This window comes from Kitasatospora sp. NPDC091276 (genome assembly GCF_040684355.1).
Taxonomy (GTDB): Bacteria; Actinomycetota; Actinomycetes; order Streptomycetales; family Streptomycetaceae; genus Kitasatospora.
In genome coordinates, this window is record NZ_JBFBFU010000002.1 from 124,688 (window position 1) to 145,231 (window position 20,544).

Consider the following 20,544-nt stretch of genomic DNA (forward strand, 5'->3'; position numbering starts at 1 on the left):
GGGGCACGGCCGGCACTGACAGTCCGGGATCTTCGCAACACCGGCCAACTACTCATGCGTTCCGTCCCCGATTGTTCGGCGGGTGGCGTGCGGGCACGCCGAACGATAGTGCCGCGCCGTCACAGTGGTCCAGTCCAATCCCGGGATCCGGAAAGGCCGCTGGACTGCTGCGGCGATAGAATGCCCAGCATGGGAGAGCGCCCGGGCGCACCCACCGCGCCGCCCCTCGTCCTGGTCACCGACACCGGGTCGCTGCTGATCGACCCGGCCCTGGCCTACCACCTCGGCCGCGACCCGACCAGCGAGGTCGTCCTGGACGACCCCCGGGTCTCCTGGCACCACGCCGTGCTGCGGGCCACCGACGGGCACTGGCTGCTGGAGGACGCCGGCAGCACCAACGGCACCTACGACCAGGGCCGCCGGGTCGAGCGCGAGGACATCGGCCCCGGCACCCGGCTGCGCTTCGGCGATCCGGCCGACGGCCCGTCCGCGACCTTCGCCGGCCTGCCCCGCCCCGACCCCGGCGAACGGCCCTCCCTGCTCGCCCCGCAGGCCTCCGGCACCTTCCGCAGCCCCAGCTCGGTGCTCCAACTGCCCGGCCGCACGGTCCGGATCGGCCGCTCGCACGACAACGACCTGGTCCTGGACGACCTGGTGGTCTCCCGCCACCACGCCGAACTGCGCGAACTGCCCGGCGGCGGCCACGAGATCGTCGACCTGGACAGCCACAACGGCACCTACCACAACGGCCGCCCGGTGCAGCGGGCAGCGGTCGGCCCGGCCGACATCGTCGGCATCGGCCACTCCGCGCTCTGCCTCGCCGACGACCACCTGGTCGAGTACACCGACACCGGCGAGATCTCCCTGGACGTGCGGCACCTGGTGGTCCGGGTCGGGTCCGACCACCGGGTGCTGCTGGACGACGTGAGCTTCCCGCTCGCCGAGAAGGCGCTGCTGGCGGTGGCCGGCCCGAGCGGCGCCGGCAAGTCCACCCTGCTCAACGCACTGACCGGGCTGCGCCCCGCCGACGAGGGCACCGTGCTGTACGACGGGCGCGACCTCTACCGCGACTACGCCGAACTGCGCCGCCGGATCGGCCTGGTGCCGCAGGACGACATCCTGCACACCCAGCTCACCGTCCGCCGCGCGCTCGGCTACGCCGCCGAGCTGCGCTTCCCCGGCGACACCGCGAAGCACGAGCGGGAGGCCCGGGTCGTCGAGGTGGTCCACGAGCTGGGCCTGGCCGGCCGGGCCGACCAGGTGATCGGCAGCCTCTCCGGCGGCCAGCGCAAGCGGGTCAGCGTCGCGCTGGAGCTGCTCACCAAGCCCTCGCTGCTGTTCCTCGACGAGCCGACCTCCGGTCTGGATCCGGGCATGGAGCGCTCGGTGATGCACATGCTGCGCGGGCTGGCCGACGACGGCCGGACGGTGGTCGTGGTGACGCACAGCGTGCTGAGCCTGAACGTGTGCGACCGCCTGCTGGTGCTCGCCCCCGGCGGCCGGACGGCCTACTACGGCCCGCCGGGCGAGGCGCTGGCGTTCTTCGGCTTCGCGGAGTGGCCGGAGGCCTTCGAGGCCTTCGAGAACGAGGACCACGAGTCCTGGCAGCGCCGCTTCCGCACCTCCCCGCAGTACGAGCGGTACGTCGCCGCCGAGGCGGTGTCCCTGACTCCGGCCGCGGCACCGGGAGCGCCGGGGGCAGCGGGGCCGCCAGCGGAGCCGGCGCGGGCGCCGGGGGCCGGGCGGGACCCGATCGGCTGGGAGAAGCCGCAGGGCTGGTTCTCCCAGCTGGGCACCCTGGTACGCCGGTACACCGCGGTGCTCGCCGCCGACCGGCTGTTCCTGACCATCATGGTGGTGCTGCCCTTCGTGATCGGCCTGATGTGCCGGGTGATGGCCGGCTCCCGGCTCACCCCGGACAACGCCGTGAACTGCCTGCTCACGCTGTGCATCGGCGGCCTGCTGACCGGCGCCGCCAACTCGGTGCGCGAGGTGGTCAAGGAACGGGCGATCTACCGCCGGGAACGCGTGGTCGGACTGTCCAGATCCGCGTACCTGGTCTCCAAGGTGGTGGTGCTCGGCACGGTCACGGCCGCCCAGGCCGTCGTGCTGACCGTGGTCGGCCTCGCCGGGGTGGACCTCTCCTGGGCGGTGCCGACCGGGGTGGTGATGCCGCAGCTGCCCGAACTGATCATCGCGGTCGCGCTGCTGGCGTTCTCGGCGATGATGCTCGGCCTGGTGGTCTCGGCGATCGTCGACAAGGAGGAGGCCACCATGCCGCTGCTGGTGCTCCTCTCGGTGGTGCAGATCGTCTTCAGCGGCCTGATGCTCAAGCTGCACGGCGTGCCCGGGCTGGAGCAGTTCGCCTGGCTGATCCCGTCCCGCTGGGGCATGGCCGCGATGGCCCGCACCGTCGAGCTCCACGGCATCTTCCCGAGCGCGATCACCGCCGACCCGATGTTCCGCCACGAGCGCGCCGGCTGGCTGCTCGACATCGCGGTGCTGCCCGGCCTCGCGGTCGCGTACGGGCTGCTGGTGCTGGCCCTGCTGCGGCGGCACGAGCCCGCGATCATGCGGCGCTGAGTCCCGAACAGCGGCCCCGGGCCCCGGCCGACCACCGCCGGTACAGTGGGAAGCGACCTGTGGTGCGAGTCCCATCGCTATGACCGCGCGCAGCCGCGGGCTCGCGCGGCGGAGGAAATGTAGCCGCCCATGGACGAGTTCGCGTTCCGCCCCACCCACGTCGCCCCACCGGCCGGGATGGCCACCTGGGCGGCCCCGGACCCGGCCCGGCCCGCCACCCGGCTGGACGCGCTGCTGCCGGTGCGGGTGGTCGCCCGGCAGGGCGACTGGGCGCAGGTCCTCTGCTCCAACGGCTGGACGGCCTGGGTCGACGGCCGCCTGCTGGTCGCCCTCCCGGAGCCGCCGCCCACCGCCGGGGGCCCGCCCACCCGGACGGCGGACCCGCGCCCGGCGCTCGTGGAGGCCGAGGCCGCGGTGGCCCGCTACCGCGCCCTGCTGGAGGACCTCGCGGCGGGCGCCCTGGACCTGGAGGCCTTCCGGGAGCGGACCCGTGGCCTGCGGATCGGCCTGGTCGTCGACGCCGAGGCTCTCTGGGTGTTCGACGCGGTGCGCGACCGCTGGTGCTACTGCGACGGGCTCCAGCTCCAGACGTACGCGGCCACCGGCCGGCCGGTGCCCGGGCCGTCGCCCACACCGCCCCCCGCCCCGTCGCCCGCCCCCGCCGCCCCGCCGGGGCCCGCGCCCGGTCCGTACGCCCCCACCCGGCCGGGCGCGCCGTGACCCCGGCCGAACGACCTCCCGAACGCCCCCTCGACCGTTCGGCCGCCCGGCCCGCGGCCCAGCCGGCAGAACGGGTGCCCGAAGACCGCCCCGACCGCCCCGGCCATGCCGACCAGCCGGACCACCCCGACCAGCTCGACCACCCCGACCGGCCGTCCGCGCCCGGCCTGCCGGCCGGCATGGTCGGGCGCCGGATCGCGGGCTACCGGCTGGAGCGCGAGATCGGCCGCGGCGGCATGGCCGTGGTGTACCGGGCCAAGGACCTGCGGCTCGGCCGGACCGTCGCGGTCAAACTGCTCGCCCCCGAACTGGCCCGCAACGAGGTGTTCCGGCAGCGCTTCATGCACGAGTCCGAGGCCGCCGCCGCGATCGACCACCCGCACATCATCCCGGTGTTCGAGGCCGGCGAGCACGACGGCATCCTGTTCATCGCGATGCGCCACGTCGAGGGCGGCGACCTGCGCGGGCTGATGAACCGGGGAGGCCCCTTCTCGGCCGAGCGGACCGCCCGACTGGCCCTGCAGATCGCCTCCGCGCTCGACGCCGCGCACGACCACGACCTGGTCCACCGGGACGTCAAGCCCGGCAACGTGCTGGTCGCCGCCGGGACGGACAGCGAGCACCCCGAGCACCTGTACCTGGCGGACTTCGGCCTCACCAAGAAGTCCCTCTCGCTGAGCGGCCTGACCAGCGTCGGCCAGATCGTCGGAACGCTGGACTACGCCGCGCCCGAGCAGATCTCCGGCAAGCCGCTGGACGGGCGCTGCGACCAGTACGGCCTCGGCTGCGTGGTCTTCGAGATGCTCGCGGGCTCCCCGCCGTTCCGCCGGGAGAGCGACGTGGCGCTGCTCTGGGCACACCTCAACGACCCGCCGCCCACCTTGCGCGACCACCGCCCCGACCTGCCCGCCGCCGTCGAGGCGGTGGTCGCCCGGGCGCTCGCCAAGGCCCCCCAGGACCGCTACGCCAGCTGCCTGCAGTTCGTCGCCGAGCTGCGCGCGGCCACCGCCGTCGTGCCCGGCCACGGCGCCGCGCCGAGGGCGTGGAGCGGAAGCGGGAACGGACCGCCGACCCGGGTCGTCCAGGCGGTCGTCCCCGGCCTCGCCGCGGCGGCCGTCGTGCCCGAGCCGCCCGCGTGGGCCGCCCCGGTCGTCCACCCGCCGCCGTGGTGAGCGCCGTACCGTCCACCGCCGTCCGCCCCCCCCAGGAAGCCGACCGCCATGAACGCCGTGAGCCAGGTCTTCGCCGTGATCGCCGCCGCGGTCCACCTCCTCGCGTGGCCGCTGGAGAGCTTCCTGTACGGCCACCCGCGGGTGCGCTTCCTGCTCACCGGCAGCACGGCGGACGCGCCGGAGGTCCGACTGTGGCGCTTCAACGTCGGCTTCTACAACCTGTTCCTGGCGCTCGGCCTGGTCGCCGGACTGGTCCTGCTGCACACCGGGCACGCCGCCTCCGGCCGCGCCGTGATCAGCTACGTCGCCGCTTTCATGGTCGCCGGCGGGGTCACCCTCTTCGCCTCGGAGCCGAAGGTCTGGCGCGGCGCCCTCGCCCAGGCGCTGCCGGCGGCGGCGATCCTCATCGCCGAGGCATTCTGAGCGCGCGCCGCCCGGCAGCCGTCAGCCCGCCCCGGGCACTTCCTTGCCGCCGGGTACTTCGCCACCCGAGACCTCGCCGCCGGGGACATCGCCGCTGGAGACCTCGCCCCGGCGGCCGGTGCGGGCGGCCAGCAGGGCGCCCAGCGCACCGGTCAGCAGGCCCCAGCCCGCCGCCAGCGGGACGGCCGTCCACAGCACCGGGCGCAGGGTGAGGCTGCCGCCACCGAGGCCGGCCAGCGGGTTGGCGCCGCCGAGGAGCGAGCCGATCAGGTCGCCGAGGCCGCCCTGGCCGACGCCGACGCCGAGCACCGACAGCCCGTAGTCGGCGTCCGCCCTGGTCCAGAGCCCGACCAGCAGCACCGTCACCGCGCCGGCCAGGGCGAACCGGACGGCGTGCTGCCAGAGCCGGACGGTGCGCGGCGAGCGGTACGCGGCGAGGAAGCCGGCCGCGAGCAGCAGCACGGCGGCCAGCGGCAGCAGCCACCAGCTGCGCGCGTCCTGGTCGGCGAGCGTGCCCAGGCTGATGGTGGCCTGCTGCCCGTCCGGCGCCCGCAGCACCTCGGCGAGCGGCCTGGGCACCGGCAGGCCGAGCGCGCCGCTGAGCCGCCCGTGCCACTGCGCGCCGAGCCCGACGCCGAAGGCGAGCCAGACCAGGTCGGGCAGGGCGAGCAGCAGCACGGCCAGGGTCTGCCGGGCGTTGCCGTGCACGATCGCGGTCAGCACCCCGGCCGCCAGCCCGATCACCAGGTACGCCAGCAGGACCAGCCAGAGCGCGAACGCGGCTGGGCGGACCGCGAGTTGGTAGGGCAGCAGAGCGCGCGGCAGCGGCGCCCGCCGGGACACCGCGAAGGTGCCCGCGAGGACGACGAGCAGCCAGGCCAGCCCGATGCCGACCGTGCTCGGGGCATCCGCGTGGAAGCCGACCTCCGGGGTGAGCCCGAGCGCGCCGCCGATGGTCTGCGCCAGGTCGCCGCCGAGCGGGACGTCGAAGGTGTGCCGGGCGCCGAGGGTGAGCAGCGCGAGGGCGACCAGCCAGATCACCACCGTGCGGGCGATCCGGCCGAGCAGTTCGCCGCCGCCGGCCACCGCGCGGAAACGCAGCTGACGCAGGAACACCTCGGCCATCACCACCGCGCCGGCCAGCGAGACGGACAGCGGCATGGCGCTGATCCCGGCATCCACCGCGGCGAACTGCCCAGCCCCACCGTCGAGTTGGACGGATCCGCCGACGGCCAGCGCCACCGCCCCGGCCAGCACGGCCGGGAAGCCGCCGCCCGGGAGGTCGTCGGCGCCGGCCAGCCAGAGACCGAGCGCGGCCACCGCCGCCATGGCGGCGAACCCGGCCAGCACCACGGCCAGCGCGTCCAGCCAGCCGCGCAGGGCGCCGGGCGGGCCCGCGACCCGGGTGGTGGGCTGCTGCATGGCGCCTCCTCGGTGCGTCGGGCTTCGCGTTCCAGGGTGGCCGACAGCGGGCGGGCACGCTCGGCGACGGCCCCCGCACCTGCTGTTGCGGCGGGTGGGGAGCCGGGGGGAAATGGAGGCCAGTGGCAGGAGCTTCCCGGGTCGGCGCGTCCGTCGGCCGCCTGCGAAACGGAGCCTCGATGAGTTCCCAACCGCCGCCCTCCGGCCCGCCGAGCGAACCGCCCCACGGCCCCCCGTCCGGACCGCTGGCCGGTCCCCCGTCGGGCGGCGGCCGGTTCGGGCCGCCGTCCGGGGCATCCGGCCAGTCCGGTCCGCCCGGGCCCCCGTCCGGGCCGCCTGGTCCGTCCGGTCCGTCCGGTCCGTCCTCCGGGGACGGTCGGGGGCCGCACACGCCGTGGTGGCGCTCCGGACGGGGGCTCGCGTTGGCCGCCGGCACGCTGGCGGTGGCCGCGGTGGCCACGGTGCTGATCGTGAACAGCCAGGGTGGCGGTCACCACGACACCCTGCCGGCCGCCAACGAGGTGGCCCTCCAGGCCCCGGCCGACCCGGGGCCGGACCCGTTCACCCCATCGGTGGAAACCCAGGGGGTGAGCGCCCCCGCCCCCGCCCAGGCGCCGCAGTCCGGGCAGGCACCGCAGTCCACCCAGGCGCCGCGGTCCGGGCCGGGCGGCCGGTCCACGGCCGCCTCCCCGGCGGTGATCCACAGCGTCGAAGGCAGCTCCGCCGGGCTGTACGGCGGGACGATGACCAAGCCCAGCTGCGACACCGAGCGCCTGATCGGGATGGTCTCCAGCGGGGACGCCGGCCGCGCCTGGGCCTCCGCCGCGGGCATCCAGCAGTCCGACGTCCCGTCCTACCTGCGCTCGCTGACCTCGGCCTACCTGCGGGTGGACACCCGGGTCACCAACCACGACTACAAGAGCGGCGCCGTGGTCGAGTACCAGTCCGCGCTCCAGGCCGGCACCGCCGTCCTGGTGGACGCCCAGGGCGTGCCCCGGGTGCGCTGCTCCTGCGGCAACCCGCTGAAGCCGCCGGTGCTGGTGAGCGACGCCAAGTACACCGGGAAGGCATGGGCCGGCTTCCACCCGACCACGCTGGTCGTCGTGGTGCCCGCGCCGCAGCCGGTGACCGAGATCATCCTGGTGAACATCGAGACGGGCGGCTGGTTCTCCCGGCTGACCGGGCGGATCGACGTGGTCGACCGGAACGTCGGGCCGCCCAAGGGGCCGTTGGCACCCGGTATCCCGCCGCCGGGGAAAATGACGCCCACCACGCCGGCGGGCACGGCCTCGACGTCGCACTCGACCTCCGCCTCGTCCTCCGCCTCGTCCTCCGGGGCGTCCTCCGGGTCCGGCTCGGCGACGACCTCGGGTTCGACCTCCTCGGGGGCGACGTCCCCGGGCGCCTCGACCGGGACGGGCTCCGCCTCGGCAACGTCGTCCACCTCCTCGGGCGCCCCGACCGGGACGACCAGGTCGACCGGCACCGCGTCTGCGTCCACCGGCTCCTCGACCGGCTCGTCCACGGGGTCGTCCACCCCCAAGACGCCGACCCAGACGCCGAGCACCAAGGCCCCGGCGACCACGGCCGGCTCCACCACGACGAACACCACCAACGGCACCACCACGACGACCACCGCGACGACCACCGAGCCCTCGGAGACCGCGACGGCCGGGAGCGCCACCCCCAGCTGATCCGCCCGACTCCCCGGCACCGCCCGCCGCCCATCCGCCGCCGGTGGCGGCGCGCCTCAGGGCAGCAGCACCTCGGCGTCCTCGGGCCCCAGCACCCGGCCGCCGGCCACGCGGACCTCCATCGCCTCGATCGGCGCGCCCGTCCCGCGTTCCACCAGCCGGGCGCGCGGCTCGCCCTCCGCGAAGAACCACTGGTCGCCCCACTGCCGCAGCGCGGTGATCACCGGGAAGAGGGCGCGCCCCTTCTCGGTCAGCACGTACTCCTGGTACGGGCTGCCGTCGGCGGCCGGCGCGAGCTCGAACACCCCGTTGGCGACCAGGTTGGCGAGGCGGGCCGAGAGGATGTTCCTGGCGAGGCCCAGGCTCTTCTGGAACTGGCCGAAACGGCGCAGCCCGTCGAAGGCGTCGCGGACGATCAGCAGCGTCCAGCCGTCGCCGACGACGTCGAGCGGGCGGGCGACCGGGCAGGTCGACTCCTCGTGCGTGGTGCGCTTCGGCACTTCTCCCACCTTCCACCGGTCGGCGCCCAGCCTATCGGCGAGTCGCGTGGTTGCTTATTGAAACCACAGTATGCCAGGGTGGCGTGGTAGCACTTTGAAACCAGTCGGCCGCGCCCGCCACCAGGAAGACCCGCCCATGACCTCGCCCACCCGCGCCACCGCCGCCACCGCCGAAGCACCCCCACGCGGCCTGCCACCCGCCGCCGCCTGGCTCCTCTCCGTCGCCTGCGGCCTCGCCGTCGCCAACGTCTACTACTCACAGCCCCTGCTCGACCTCATCGCCGCGGACTACGGCATCGACCCGGCCACCATCGGCCTCGTCGGCACCCTCACCCAGACGGGCTACGCGCTCGGCCTGCTGCTGCTCGTCCCGCTCGGCGACCGCGTCAACCGCCGCACCCTCACCACCGCCCAGCTCGGGCTCTCCGTGCTCGCCCTCGCCGCCGTCGCGCTCGCCCCCTCCGCGTTGCTGATGCTCGCCGCGATGGCCGCCGTCGGCGTCCTCGCGGTGGTCGCCCAGGTCGTCGTCGCGTACGCGGCCTCGCTCGCCGCGCCCGCCGACCGGGGCCGGGTGGTCGGCACCGTCACCAGCGGCATCGTGGTCGGCATCCTGCTCGCCCGCACCGTCGCCGGCACCATCGGCGACCTGGCCGGCTGGCGCGCCGTCTACGTGGTGTCCGCCGTCGCCACCGGCGCGATGGCCCTCGCCGTCGCGGTCGTCCTCCCGGCCGAACGCCACCGACCGTCGGCACAGACCGAGCAGACCTCGCAGACCGCACGGATCAGCTACCCCCGGCTGATCGGCTCGGTGTTCACACTCTTCGCCGAGGAGCCCGTGCTCCGCGCCCGGGCGGTCCTCGCACTGCTCACCTTCACCTCCATCACCGTCCTGCTCACCCCGATGGTGCTCCCGCTCGCCGCCCCGCCGTTCAGCCTCAGCCACACCCAGATCGGGCTGTTCGGCCTGGCCGGCGCCGCCGGAGCCCTGGGCGCCGGCCACGCGGGCCGCCAGGCCGACCGCGGCCGGGCCGAACGCACCGCCGGCATCGGCCTGTTGGCCATGCTCGCCGCCTGGATCCCGGCGGCCCTGCTGCCGCACTCGGTGTGGTGGCTGGTGCTCGCCATGGTGGTGATCGACTACGGCCTGCAGTCCGTGCACGTGGTCAACCAGCACCTGCTGTACCAGGTCCGCCCCGAGGCGCAGAGCCGGCTCACCGCCGGGTACATGCTCCTCTACTCCGCCGGCTGCGCGGCGGGCGCGATCGGCTCCACCGTCGTCTACGAGCGCTGGGGCTGGACGGCCGTCTGCCTCCTCGGCGCGGCCACCAGCCTGGCCGCACTGCTCTACTGGCTTGCCAGGAAGCAGAATTGACGAAACCCCCGAACCGCTCCTCCCCCTGATCCGACGGCGCGCCACGGGGCGGGTATCGTCCCGGCCATGAAGGCAGTGTTACGCCGGATGTGGTCCCTTCCGTTGGCGGGCGCGGTGGTCTCGCTGCTGGTGCTCTGCTGGAGCCTGGTCGCCGCGTCCGCGCAGTGGCGGGCCGCGAGCCGGATAGACGCCGCGCCGCTGCGGGTGGACGGGACGGTCAGCGCCGTGGCCCTGCGCAAGGGCGGCTGGCTCTACACCGTCACCTACCGGGTGGGGGATCGCGACTACCGCACGTCGGCGCTCGGCCTCAAACGGGTCGAGAAGCCGCACGTCGGGATGACCGTCCCCCTGGAGGCGGCGGCGGACGACCCGGCCACCGTCCGCGTGGCCGGTGACCACTACCCGAACGACGACATGCCCGCGACCTACGTGCTGGCCGCGGTGGGCGCCACGGCGGTCCTGCTGTGGCTGGTCGGCCTGCTCGTCCAGCGCGCCCGGGGCCGGACTCCCCTCCCGTGACGGCCGGTTCGGCCGCCGGGCCGGTTCGCCCGCCGCCTCGTGGGTGCGGCCGCGCGGCGCCCGCCGCCGCCCGTCAGTCCACGCAGGGGATGCCGCCGGCCCTGACGGCGGGGCCCTGCATGGGGAGGCCGGCGGCGGGGTCGGTGGCCGCGTCGCCCGGCCCGGTGGCGGCGGCGGAGGGGCTGGGGGTGCGGGTGACGGCGAGGGTGACGACGATGTGGCCGGGGGCGACGACGGCGGCCGCGGTGGCGGTGACGCCGTAGCGGGTGGCGAGCTGCTGGGCGTCGGCCTTGGCGCCGCTGCCGTAGGTGACGGTGGTGGCCCTGGTCCTGGCGGCGGCGTCGCCGATCTTCCCCGGCTGGTAGCCGAGTTCGGTGAGGGCCTTGGACTCGGTGGCGGCCGCGCCGGCGCCCGCGACGGCGTTGACGTCCACGACGGCCCTGGTCGCGGTCGGGGAGGCCGCGGACGGCGAGGGCGTGGCGGTCTCGGCGGCCGTCTCGGTGGGCGCGGGGACGGCCTGGACGGGGGCCGGCTCGCGGTTGAACAGCTGCCGGACGATCTTCTTGATCAGCTCCGGGTTGACGGTGTTGACCTCCTGGCCGCCGACGGTCTTGAACCCGGTGATCGGCAGGGTGTTGAACTCGACGTTCCCGCCGGTGAGGTTGGGCGCCTGCTGGGCGAAGTCGAGGATGTTCCACTCGTTGTCGATGACGACGTCCTTCTTCACCACCCCGAACAGCTTCTGCATCTGCCCGAAGTCGTTGAGGATGCCCTGCTGCTTGAGCCGGTACTCGACGGAGGAGATGAACGCCTGCTGCCGGTGGGTGCGGTCGAGGTCGCCGTTGGCGAGGTGGTGGCGCTGGCGGACGAAGGAGAGGGCCTGGGCGGCGTTGAGGGAGCTGATGCCGGCGGGGAGCTTGAGGCCGGTTCCGCCGCCCTCGTGGGCGGCGGTTCGGGCGATGATCGGATCGTCGACGGGGTGGTTGAGGCAGACCTGGATCGGCTCGACGGCCTTGGCGATGTCGTAGAAGCCGATCAGGTTGACCTCGGCGAAGTGGTCGATCGGGACGTCGAGGAAGCTCTGCACGGTCTGGATGGTGGCGGAGCGCCCGGCTTCGCGGCTCTGCCGTTCCAGGTCGGCCTTGGAGAGCCCCTTGCCGGCGAGTTTCTGCTCGGCGGCCACCTTGGCGATGCCGTAGGCCTCCTTGATCTTGTGCATCTTGCCGTCGGCGCCGGCGGTCTGCACGTAGTCGTCGCGCGGGACGGACAGCGCGGTGACCTTGCCGCCGTTGGCCGGGATGTGCAGGACGATCAGGGCGTTGGTGTTGTAGCCGCCGATCTCGCTCGACCCGGCGTGCAGTTCGTCCTCGACGAACTGCTTGGGCAGGTCGTTGCCGTCCATGTCCTTGCGGCTGTCGAGGCCGATCAGCAGCAGGTTGACGGACTTGTCGAGGTGGGGCGGGGCGTTCTTCTTGGCCTCGCTCAGCGCGGTGGACTTGGTCATGCCGTCGTCGAGGCTGCGGTACTCGTACCAGGTGAAGCCGCTGGCGCCGAGGACGGCGACGGAGACGGTGCAGGCGAGGGTGCGCCCGGCGACGGTCAGCGGGGCGGTGCCGCGGCGCGGGGCGCGGCCGCGCGGGCGGAGGCGGGCGGCGCGTTCAGCCACGACGGCTCCTTCCGGTCGGGGTGCCCGCACTGCGGGGCCGTCGACGGTCGAGCGCGACGCGGACCGCGACGACCAGCAGCGCGACCCCCACCGCCGCCGCCATCACCGGGAACGCCCCCACCACCCACCGCAGCGCGCCGGTGCCGAGCTGCTTGCCCCGGTACGCGTCCCGGTTCGCCAGGTACTCGATGCCGGCGGCGCCGAGCAGCACCACGAGCGGGGCCGCGGTGACGACCCACCAGCGGCCGGCCCGGCTGCACAGCGCCGCCGCGGCGCCCGTCCCGCCGACCGCACCGACCGCGAAGAGCACGCCGACGCCGGGGCCGCCGAGTTCGTCCGCGACACCGCCGAGGACGGGCAGGCCGACGGCGGTGAGCAGCACCGGCAGCCGGCCTCCCCGGCCTCCCCGGCGGGCCTGCGGCCGGCGGCGGGAGGCCGCGGTCCGTGGCGGGCGGGCGGCGGGTGGCGCGGCGGGCTCCGCCCGGTCGGCCGCGCGCGAGCGCTGCGCGGGCAGGGCGGGGTCCTCGGTGCGCGGTCCCGCGTCCTGGTACGGCGTTCTCGCCCGCTGCCCGGCCATGCGCACTTCCCTCGCTCGTTTCGGCTGCCGCGGCGCGTGCGCGCCGCCGTGCGTGCCGGGACGCGTTCCGTCCTGGTGGCGGTTCCCAATTTCTACAGTGCTGTAGAAGTTGGGCTGGAGCATACAAACCCATTTCAGCAAAGTCCTCCGCCGTCCTTCGGCAGCGGCCGAGCGCCCGGTGGGCCGTCGTTAGGATGGTCATGATCCCCCGCCACGTCGGCACACCATCAGGAACGCGTCAGAGGAGCAGAGCGTCACCATGTTTGAGAGTCTGAAGAACCTCGCGGACAAGGCCACCGACCTCGCCCGCGAGCACAGCGACGTGCTCGGGCAGGGCCTGGACAAGGTCGGCGACGTGATCGACGACCGCACGGACGGCAAGTACAGCGGCCAGATCGACACCGGCGTCGAGAAGGCCAAGGGCTTCCTGCGCAACCTCGACGGCGAGCAGAAGCCGGCCGAGTAGCCTGCCACCGGGCACGGTCGCCGGCACGATCGGCAGTACGACGGTCGAACAAGGACACGGGCGCACGGGGAGGGGTCGGCAGCGATGAGCGAGGGGCAGCAGGGGTCGCGCTGGGGGCGCTGGCTGGTCGTCGGCGTACTCGTCGCGGCCGGGTGGGGCATCGTCCACGGCGGCGACCACCCCACCACGGCGTCGTCCGGCGCCTCCCCGTCGGCGACCCCCTCCCCGGACGGTGCCGCGCCCTCCGCGTCCGCGTCCTCCCCGTCCGAGTCCGCCTCGACCGCGCCGTCGAAACCGTCGAAGCCGTCCGGCCGCTACGACCCCGCCGACTACGCGGCCCCGGTGCGCCGGTACGCCGCCGAGGCCGGGGTCAACCCGCAGCTGCTGATGGCGATCCTCTACAACGAGTCCTACAAGCCGCACGACCCGGAGCTCGAACGGGCCTGGCAGCGCGGCAAGCCCGAAGCCTCGTTCGGCATCGCCAACATGCACCGCGCCGCCTTCGACGACACCAAACCCGGCCGCCCCTTCGCCGACCGCAAGTGGGAGGAGCTGCCGGACGACCGCGACCTGGCCGTCCAGGCGGCCGCCTGGCACCTGCACGACCTGGCCGGGCAGCTCCCGGCGCGGCCGAGCGCGCCGCTGAACCACGACGAGCTCCTCGCCCTCGGCTACAACGCCGGCGCGGGCAACATGCTGGCCTTCGCCCGCGGGGTCAAGGTGGGCTCCCAGGCGCAGTCCTACCTCGACCGGCTGCACGACAACTGGGCCAAGTCCGGCACGGCCGTCCAGTAGCGCGGGTGCCCCCGGGGGCACCCGCGCCGGGGATCAGCTGGCGCCGAGGCGGGCGGCCCACTGCGCGCGCCAGGCCAGCGCGTCGGCGACGCCCTCGGCGATGCCCCGCCGCGGCTGCCAGCCGAGCAGCTCGCGGGCGGTGTCGACGGCCGCGTAGCAGCCGATCACGTCGCCCGGCCGGGGGCCCGCCTCGCGGACGTCGAGCTTCACGCCGACGGCCTGCTCGAAGGCGGCGATCAGCTCGCGCACGGTGGTGCCGTCGCCCGTGCCCACGTTGATGACCCGGTAGCGGTCCTCGGCGCCCTCGGCGATCACCTCGTCGAAGCGGAGCAGCGCCGCGACGTGCGCCTCGGCGAGGTCCCGCACGTGGACGTAGTCGCGGATGCCGGAGCCGTCCCTGGTCGCCCAGTCGACACCGGTGACGGTGAACGGGGTGCCGTTGGTGTGCGCCTCGATCAGCTTGCCCAGGGCGTGGGTGGGGTTGAGGTCCTGGAGTCCGGTGCGCAGCCGCGGGTCGGCCCCGATCGGGTTGAAATAGCGCAGGGAGATGACCCGCTGCCGCTCGGCGCCCTCCCCCCTGGTCCAGTCCTGGAGCACCTGCTCCATCATCAGCTTGGTGCGCGCGTAGGGGCTGTTGGCCTCGACCGGGCTGCTCTCGTCGACCCGCGCGTCCGGGGTGGGCGCATAGATGGAGGCGGAGCTGCTGAAGACGACCCGGGTGCAGCCGTGGCGCTGGAGGGCGTCGAGCAGTTCGACGGTCTTGCCGACGTTCTCCCGGTAGTAGTACAGCGGCCTGGCCACCGAGTCCGGGACGACGATCCTGGCCGCGCAGTGCACGGCGGCGTCGATGTCCGGGTGCTCGGCGAAGATCCGGTCGAGCAGGGCCGCATCGGCGACGTCGCCCTGGTAGAACACCTTGCCCTCGACGAACTCGGCCCGGCCCTTGGACAGGTCGTCCAGGATGACCGGGGTGATGCCCTGGTCGAGGAGGGCGAACACCACCGAACTGCCGATGAATCCCGCGCCGCCGGTGATCAGGACCTTCTTCATGCGCGGACGCTCCCTTGCGGTCGGCCGGGCGCCCGGTGGCGCCCGGTGGCTTGTGGGACGGTGGTTCGCGCTCGATGGTTCCGCCGCCGGGCTCACCGGCGGCGGAGCCAGAATCCGGTGGCGACCAGCACGACGGCCGCGACGGCGGTGCCGATCGCGGCCCAGGTGGCGGCGTCGGGCGTGGTGTCGGAGGGGGTGTCCCGGGCGGCGGAGCGGGCCCGGGCGGCGCTGTCGGCGGCCGTCGGGGCGGTCGGGGCCGTGGGTGTGGGAGTGGGTGTGGCCGTGGGAGCGGGCGCGGGTATCGGGGCCGGGGCGCCGGTCGTCGCGCCCGTCGCCCCCGGCAGCGGAGGATCGCCGATCACCGCGGCCTCGACGTCGAGTTCACCCTCGCCGTGCCCCGGCGAGGGGAACGCGCAGTCGACGCTCACCCGCCAGTGCCCGGCCGGGAGGATCTCCCGGGTGGTGTACGTCCCCGGCTCGCCCGGGACGGCGACCAGGCGCCAGGGGCCGACCGTGCGCCCGTCGGTGGCCGTCGCGGCCAGCGTGCCGGTGAACTCCCCGGTGACCGGGTCGTGGTCGTTCTCCCAGGTGGCGCTGGTGCTGACGCGGCCGTTCCGCTGGCCGGAGACGTCCAGGTGGACGGTGTCGCCGTGGGCGGCGACCGGCACGGCGGCGGGCAGCACGGCCGCACCGGCGAGGGCGAGGGCGACGACGAGGGGTCGGGTTCGCATGGCGGGAAATCCTCGTGAGGGGTGAGGGGCAGGGAGCGGTGACGCCGGGTGCGGGCGCCACCGGACGGTCTCAGGAGGCCTTCAGCAGCGGCCGGTTGTTGCGCGGCCGGCCGTTCGGGCTGCTGGAACTCCCCCGGGGCGGGTCCGACGGTTCGCGCCCTGCGAGAATCGTCGGACCCGCCCTAGCCGACCACCGTAGTACCAGCGGCCGTCGAGCCCGAGCACCAGCGCGCCGCCACCCGCCGTGAAGTGAACCGGCCGACACCGGAGGCGAGTTGCCGCTACGGGGGGCGCGGCTCCGCGCTCCGGCGTCCCATCGCGTTTCCCCTCCTCGTACGAGGTGCGGGCACCCCGCGGAGCGGGGCCCGAACCTTCCGGCACTCAGGAGAGCGGTGGGCCGCACGGGAATAACGAAAACCTCTTGCGGAATTCGGCCGCCCGCGCGCGGCGGGCCGGGTCGCGCGGAGCGGAGGACACCGGAGGTGCGGGCCGAGGACGGCCCGAGAGACCCCGGGGACGGCCCCGGACGCGACGGTGCCGGGAAGCGCACTCGGGGGGTGTGCGCTCCCCGGCAACGGGGTGGTGGCGGCCACCCGGCCGGAGTCCCGGGGCCTGGGCTCAGACGGCCGTGACGGAAATGCTAGGGCGTGCCACGGGGCCCTGAACAGAGTCCTGAACTGGCCAATTCCCGCCCAGAACATGCCAGCTGAGGCCGATGACCGACATTCCGTCAACCACCGGTCAGGCCGCCGCCCGCACCGGGGCCTGCTGCGCCGCCGCCCGGCCGCCGGCGCAGCCGCCGTGCAGTCGGGCCAGCCCGGCGGCCAGCCCCGCCCGGTCCCCGGCGAGCCACAGGCGCAGCGCGGCGGACAGCGCGGCGCTGGCCGGTCCGCTCGACGGGCCGCCGGTCCGCGCGATCCGCTCGCCCAGCAGCGGCAGCAGGTCCGCGATCGGGGCGGGCAGCCAGAGGGTCAGGGCGCAGGGGGCGGGTCGGGCCAGGACGCGCCGCAGCGGCAGCGCGGAGGCGTCGTCGTGCAGCGCGGGGATGACCTCCAGCAGGCCGTCGACCACCACCTCGGAGACGTCCCCGCCGTGGCCGCGCGCGAGGGCCCGCAGCAGCGCGCGTTCGGCGGCGGTGATCCGGACGGTCAGCATGACCTCGTCGCAGTCCATGGTCCCGGTTCCCCTGTCGTGGAAGTCGTGGCGGTCGTGGCGGTCGTGGCCATCGGGGCCGGTGGGCCCGCCCCGGTGGTTCTCCTGCCCGTCAACGAGGCTCCGCTACCGGCGTTATCAGGCCGTAGTGGCCGTCGTAGCGGCGGTAGAGCACCCGGGCACGGCCGTCGCCGGGGTCGGCGTAGCGGACGAACGGGCCGCCGGTCAGCCAGAGCCGCCGGGCCGCCTCGGTGAGGTCGAGCGGGCCCGCCGGGTCGGCGCCCGTGGACCGGCCCACCCCGGGCGCGCCGCTGAGCGGGCAGCGGTGGACCAGCGCGTCCCGGCCGGTCGCGGCGTCCACGAAGAGGTGGAACGGCCGGTCCAGCGCGAGCAGTTCGCGGGTGGCCTGCTCGGGGGTGCGGCGGGCGAGGACGACCTCCTTGCGCCGGGCGATCCGCCGTTCGGCGAGCGGGCGGGCGGCGTACTGCGGGCGGTAGGCGCTCTCGTGGGCGGCGGCGAATCCGATGTCGCCCTGCTCGCGCAGCCGACCGGCCCGGCCGGCGAGGGTGCCCAGGGCGACGTCGACGGCCTCACGGGCGGTGACGGCGGCGAGTTGCACCCGGACCGGGCCGACGCCGGCCAGGTCGACGTCGGCCTGCGCGAGGGCGGGCCGGGTCATGGCCCGGTCGCGCACGCGGGTGAGCCTGATGCGCAGCGCGCGGGTTCCGGGACCGAGCCCGGCCGCCGTGTCCAGTGCCTGCGCCCGGGCGTACTCGGCGTCCTCGCGCGGCAGCTCGCCGCGGATCTCCACCCGGACGTCGAGGGCGGGCCGGTGGCGCAGACTGGTCATCAGGGTCCTCCTTCTCCCCGACCATGCTGGCCCTCGGGCGGCCAGGCGGCGAGGGTCCAAAGACCCTGCGCGAGGGGCCCGGCCCGGATCTTTCCGGTGGGGCCTTCACCGCAGGTCAGCAGCACGTTCCGGGGCAGTCGGAGCCACTGCGGATGATCGACCGTTGGAGTGATCCGCCCGCGTTCGGCGCAACGCCCGTCGGACCGGCGCGTTTGCCATGACGTGCGCCCCTCCAGCCGGGGCACGCGCGGATCCGCGCGAGCCGGCCCCCCACCTCCCGGCCGGCCCGTCGGGGCCCCCGGTATCGTCCGCACCGGCTCCTCTGATGAGAGGTACTGACATGACCCTGCTGACCGAGACGCGGCAACGGGACCTCCCCCCGAGAACCGCACCGACCGCACCCCGCACCACCCGTGCGGCCGTCCCCCCGCTCGCCCCCGGCGCGGTCCCCGGCCTCGGCCACGCGGCCGCCCTGCTCCGCGACCCGCTCGGATTCCTCGGCTCACTCTCCCGGCACGGCGGCGTCGTCCGGATCCGGCTCGGGCCGCGCACCGTCTGCGTGGTCACCGACGCCCCGCTCGTCCACACCCTGCTCGTCGCCCTCGCCTACGACTGCCCGCGCGGCGCCGTCCAGGACACCCTCAAGACGGCGTTCGGCGACGGCCTGCTGATGTCCGAGGGCCAGGCCCACCGCGACCGCCGCCGGATCATCCAACCCGCCTTCGGGCCGGACCGAATGGCCGAGTACGTCGCCGTGATGCACCAGGTCACCGAGGAACGGGCCGGACGCTGGCACCCCGGTCAAGTCCTCGACGTGGCCAAGGAGATGAACCACCTCGCGCTGGAGATCGTCACCCGCTCGCTGTTCGACGCCCGGCTGAGCGAGGACGCCACCCTGGCCTTCCACCAGGCCCTGCCGGACCTGGTGAAGGGCCAGATCGTCCAGTCCCTCTACCCGCACCCGGCGCTCGCCCGGCTGCCGCTGCCCGTCAACCGGCGCTTCGACGCCGCCGTCCGGGTGCTCAACCGGGTCGTCGACCAGGCCGTCAGGCCGACGGGCACCCGGTCCGCCGAGCGGGGCGGCACCCTGCCCGCCCTGCTGCGCGCCGCCACCGACCCGGGCACCGGCCGGCCGCTCACCGAGGCTGACGTCCGGTCCGAGGCGATCACCATGTTCGGCGCCGGCACCGAGACCGTCTCCACCACGCTGACCTGGCTCCTCGACGAACTCCTGCGCCACCCCGAGGTGGAGGCCCGGGTGCTCGCCGAACTCGACGAGCACCTGCCCGCCGGCGCCGCCCCCACCCCCGAGGCCCTGGCCAGGCTCACCTACACCCGCAGCGTCACCCAGGAGGTGGTGCGGCTGCACGCGCCCAACGCCTTCCTGATGCGCACCGCCCAGGTGCCGGTGGACCTCGGCCCGTACCGGATCCCGGCCGGCACCGAACTGCTCTACAGCCTCACCGCGCTGCACCGCGACCCGGACCGCTACCCGGACCCGCTGCGCTTCCGCCCGGAGCGCTGGCAGTCGGGCGGGGCCGGGCGGCACTCCTTCCTCCCGTTCGGGGCCGGCAAGCACAAGTGCATCGGGGAGGCCTTCGCCTGGGCCGAGCTGACGGTCGCGGCGGCCGCGATCCTTCGCCGCTGGCGACCGGTGGCCGTCCCCGGCTCCCGGGCCCGGGAGGTGGTGTGGACGACGGTCCAGGCGCACGGGCTGCGCGTGCGGCTGGCCCCGCGCGGCGCCCGGGTGCCCCGCCCGGACAGCCCGCCGGACGACCGGGTGGGGGACGACCGGGTGCCGGACGACCGGGTGGGGGACGACGAGGTGGGCGTCGAGGCCCCGCCGGCGGCCCGCTGCCCGGTGAGCATCCCCGACCCGGCCCCCGCCGCGCCCCAACTCCCGCAGCGGTCCGGCGAACTGCGCACCGCCGCGGCCCGGCACGCCGCCTGGGTGGTCGGCCGCAACCTCCTCACCCCGCCCGAGATGACCCGCTACGGGGCCTACGCCCTGCACGAGTTGATCGGCCACGCCTTCCCCCGCGCCCACGGCGCCAACCTCGACCTGCTGGTGGACATGCTGGGCTGGTTCACCATCCTCGACGACCGCTTCGACGGCCCGCCGGGGCGCCGCCCCGCCGAAGCCCGCGACGTCGTCGACCCGCTCATCGACGCCCTGCGCCGCACCGGGGCCGATCGGACGGGCGCCCCCGCGCCGGTCGGCGAGGGCCCGGCACCGCGCTCGGGCGACCACCTGCTCCGCGCCTGGCACGACCTGTGGAGCCGCCAGGCGCAGGGCATGTCGCCCAACTGGCGCGTCCGGGCCGCCCGGGAGTGGCAGGCCTGTCTGGAGACCTTCCCCGCCGAGGCCGAACACCGCGCCCACGGCACGGTGCCCGCCCTCGGACTGCCCGAGACCATGCGGCTGCGCCGCCACGGCAGCTGCCTCTACCCGTTCATGAACATACTGGAACGGGTCCACGGCGCCGACGCCCCCGCCGCCCTCCACGCGGAGCCCGCACTGCACCGGCTGCGCGCCAACACCGCCGACGCCGCCACGCTGATCAACGACCTGTACTCACTGGAGCGGGAGGAGCGCCAGGCCGCGGCCGCCTTCAACACCGTCCTCACCCTGCAACGGATCCGCGGCTGCACCCGCAGCCGGGCCGTCGGCGCCGTCCGCGCCCGGGTCGCCCGGCTGCGGCGGGAGAACGAAGCCCTGCGCAGCGACCTGCGCCGCCGCCACCCGGCCGGGCGCTGGTACCTGGACGGCACCCGGGAGCTCATCGAGGGCGTCCAGGCCTGGACCAGCACCAGCGACCGCTACCTCGTGAAGGACGGCCCTCGGACGTAGG

General features: G+C 75.1%; 18 protein-coding genes. 10 read left to right on the forward strand and 8 right to left on the reverse strand.

What is annotated here, in order from left to right; genetic code table 11:
- The first annotated feature begins 189 nt into the window (after positions 1-189).
- From AB0O19_RS02690 to AB0O19_RS02705, 4 genes are all read left to right on the forward strand, one after another.
- Positions 190-2,583, forward strand: a complete 2,394-nt coding sequence (locus AB0O19_RS02690; RefSeq protein ID WP_363617225.1) for an ATP-binding cassette domain-containing protein — start codon at positions 190-192, stop codon at positions 2,581-2,583.
- Between the two features lie 129 nt (positions 2,584-2,712).
- Positions 2,713-3,303, forward strand: a complete 591-nt coding sequence (locus AB0O19_RS02695; RefSeq protein ID WP_363617227.1) for a hypothetical protein — start codon at positions 2,713-2,715, stop codon at positions 3,301-3,303.
- 179 nt (positions 3,304-3,482) lie between these two features.
- Positions 3,483-4,475 (forward strand): serine/threonine-protein kinase, encoded by a 993-nt coding sequence (locus AB0O19_RS02700; protein ID WP_363617607.1) that lies wholly within the window; start codon positions 3,483-3,485, stop codon positions 4,473-4,475.
- A 48-nt stretch (positions 4,476-4,523) separates the two neighbouring features.
- Positions 4,524-4,898, forward strand: a complete 375-nt coding sequence (locus AB0O19_RS02705) for a DUF1304 family protein (RefSeq protein ID WP_363617229.1) — start codon at positions 4,524-4,526, stop codon at positions 4,896-4,898.
- Between the two features lie 21 nt (positions 4,899-4,919).
- Here AB0O19_RS02705 and AB0O19_RS02710 read toward each other — a convergent pair whose 3' ends face one another.
- Positions 4,920-6,320 (reverse strand): streptophobe family protein, encoded by a 1,401-nt coding sequence (locus tag AB0O19_RS02710; RefSeq protein WP_363617231.1) that lies wholly within the window; start codon positions 6,318-6,320, stop codon positions 4,920-4,922.
- A gap of 422 nt (positions 6,321-6,742) precedes the next feature.
- On the opposite strand from AB0O19_RS02710, the gene AB0O19_RS02715 reads away from it, so the two are divergent.
- Entirely contained in the window at positions 6,743-8,014 is a 1,272-nt protein-coding gene (locus tag AB0O19_RS02715; RefSeq protein ID WP_363617233.1) for a DUF6777 domain-containing protein, read from the forward strand.
- A gap of 56 nt (positions 8,015-8,070) precedes the next feature.
- Here AB0O19_RS02715 and AB0O19_RS02720 read toward each other — a convergent pair whose 3' ends face one another.
- Positions 8,071-8,514: a helix-turn-helix domain-containing protein gene (locus tag AB0O19_RS02720; protein ID WP_363617235.1), complete on the reverse strand. Its 444-nt coding sequence runs from the start codon at positions 8,512-8,514 to the stop codon at positions 8,071-8,073.
- 136 nt (positions 8,515-8,650) lie between these two features.
- Here AB0O19_RS02720 and AB0O19_RS02725 point away from each other — a divergent pair, with 136 nt between their 5' ends.
- Both AB0O19_RS02725 and AB0O19_RS02730 read left to right on the forward strand, forming a co-directional pair.
- The gene (locus AB0O19_RS02725; protein WP_363617237.1) at positions 8,651-9,886 is read left to right on the forward strand and encodes an MFS transporter; all 1,236 of its coding nucleotides are present in this window, start codon (positions 8,651-8,653) and stop codon (positions 9,884-9,886) included.
- Between the two features lie 66 nt (positions 9,887-9,952).
- A complete protein-coding gene (locus AB0O19_RS02730) occupies positions 9,953-10,405 on the forward strand; it encodes a hypothetical protein (RefSeq protein ID WP_363617239.1) in 453 nt (150 codons plus the stop codon).
- Positions 10,406-10,478: 73 nt separating this feature from the next.
- On the opposite strand, the gene AB0O19_RS02735 is transcribed toward AB0O19_RS02730, so the two are convergent.
- Together AB0O19_RS02735 and AB0O19_RS02740 are read right to left on the reverse strand one after the other, a co-directional pair.
- Positions 10,479-12,071, reverse strand: a complete 1,593-nt coding sequence (locus tag AB0O19_RS02735; protein ID WP_363617241.1) for an LCP family protein — start codon at positions 12,069-12,071, stop codon at positions 10,479-10,481.
- Complete coding sequence (locus AB0O19_RS02740; RefSeq protein ID WP_363617243.1) at positions 12,064-12,648, reverse strand: DUF6542 domain-containing protein; 585 nt, start codon at positions 12,646-12,648, stop codon at positions 12,064-12,066. The genes AB0O19_RS02735 and AB0O19_RS02740 overlap by 8 nt, the downstream gene beginning before the upstream one ends.
- A gap of 259 nt (positions 12,649-12,907) precedes the next feature.
- On the opposite strand from AB0O19_RS02740, the gene AB0O19_RS02745 reads away from it, so the two are divergent.
- On the forward strand, positions 12,908-13,114 hold the full coding sequence (locus tag AB0O19_RS02745) for an antitoxin (protein ID WP_280680643.1): 207 nt from the start codon (positions 12,908-12,910) through the stop codon (positions 13,112-13,114).
- Positions 13,115-13,198: 84 nt separating this feature from the next.
- Positions 13,199-13,909 carry a lytic transglycosylase domain-containing protein gene (locus AB0O19_RS02750; protein ID WP_363617245.1) on the forward strand — a complete coding sequence of 237 codons (711 nt, stop codon included), beginning with the start codon at positions 13,199-13,201 and terminating at the stop codon, positions 13,907-13,909.
- A gap of 33 nt (positions 13,910-13,942) precedes the next feature.
- Here AB0O19_RS02750 and galE read toward each other — a convergent pair whose 3' ends face one another.
- From galE to AB0O19_RS02770, 4 genes are all read right to left on the reverse strand, one after another.
- Entirely contained in the window at positions 13,943-14,959 is a 1,017-nt protein-coding gene (gene galE, locus AB0O19_RS02755) for a UDP-glucose 4-epimerase GalE (RefSeq protein ID WP_363617247.1), read from the reverse strand.
- Positions 14,960-15,051: 92 nt separating this feature from the next.
- The gene (locus AB0O19_RS02760) at positions 15,052-15,690 is read right to left on the reverse strand and encodes a hypothetical protein (protein WP_363617249.1); all 639 of its coding nucleotides are present in this window, start codon (positions 15,688-15,690) and stop codon (positions 15,052-15,054) included.
- A gap of 741 nt (positions 15,691-16,431) precedes the next feature.
- Positions 16,432-16,863: a hypothetical protein gene (locus tag AB0O19_RS02765; protein WP_063350641.1), complete on the reverse strand. Its 432-nt coding sequence runs from the start codon at positions 16,861-16,863 to the stop codon at positions 16,432-16,434.
- Positions 16,864-16,954: 91 nt separating this feature from the next.
- A complete protein-coding gene (locus tag AB0O19_RS02770) occupies positions 16,955-17,692 on the reverse strand; it encodes a sigma 54 modulation/S30EA ribosomal C-terminal domain-containing protein (RefSeq protein ID WP_363617251.1) in 738 nt (245 codons plus the stop codon).
- Between the two features lie 340 nt (positions 17,693-18,032).
- Between AB0O19_RS02770 and AB0O19_RS02775 the strand changes: the two genes are divergently transcribed.
- The gene (locus AB0O19_RS02775; protein ID WP_363617253.1) at positions 18,033-20,543 is read left to right on the forward strand and encodes a cytochrome P450; all 2,511 of its coding nucleotides are present in this window, start codon (positions 18,033-18,035) and stop codon (positions 20,541-20,543) included.
- Position 20,544 lies beyond the last annotated feature (1 nt).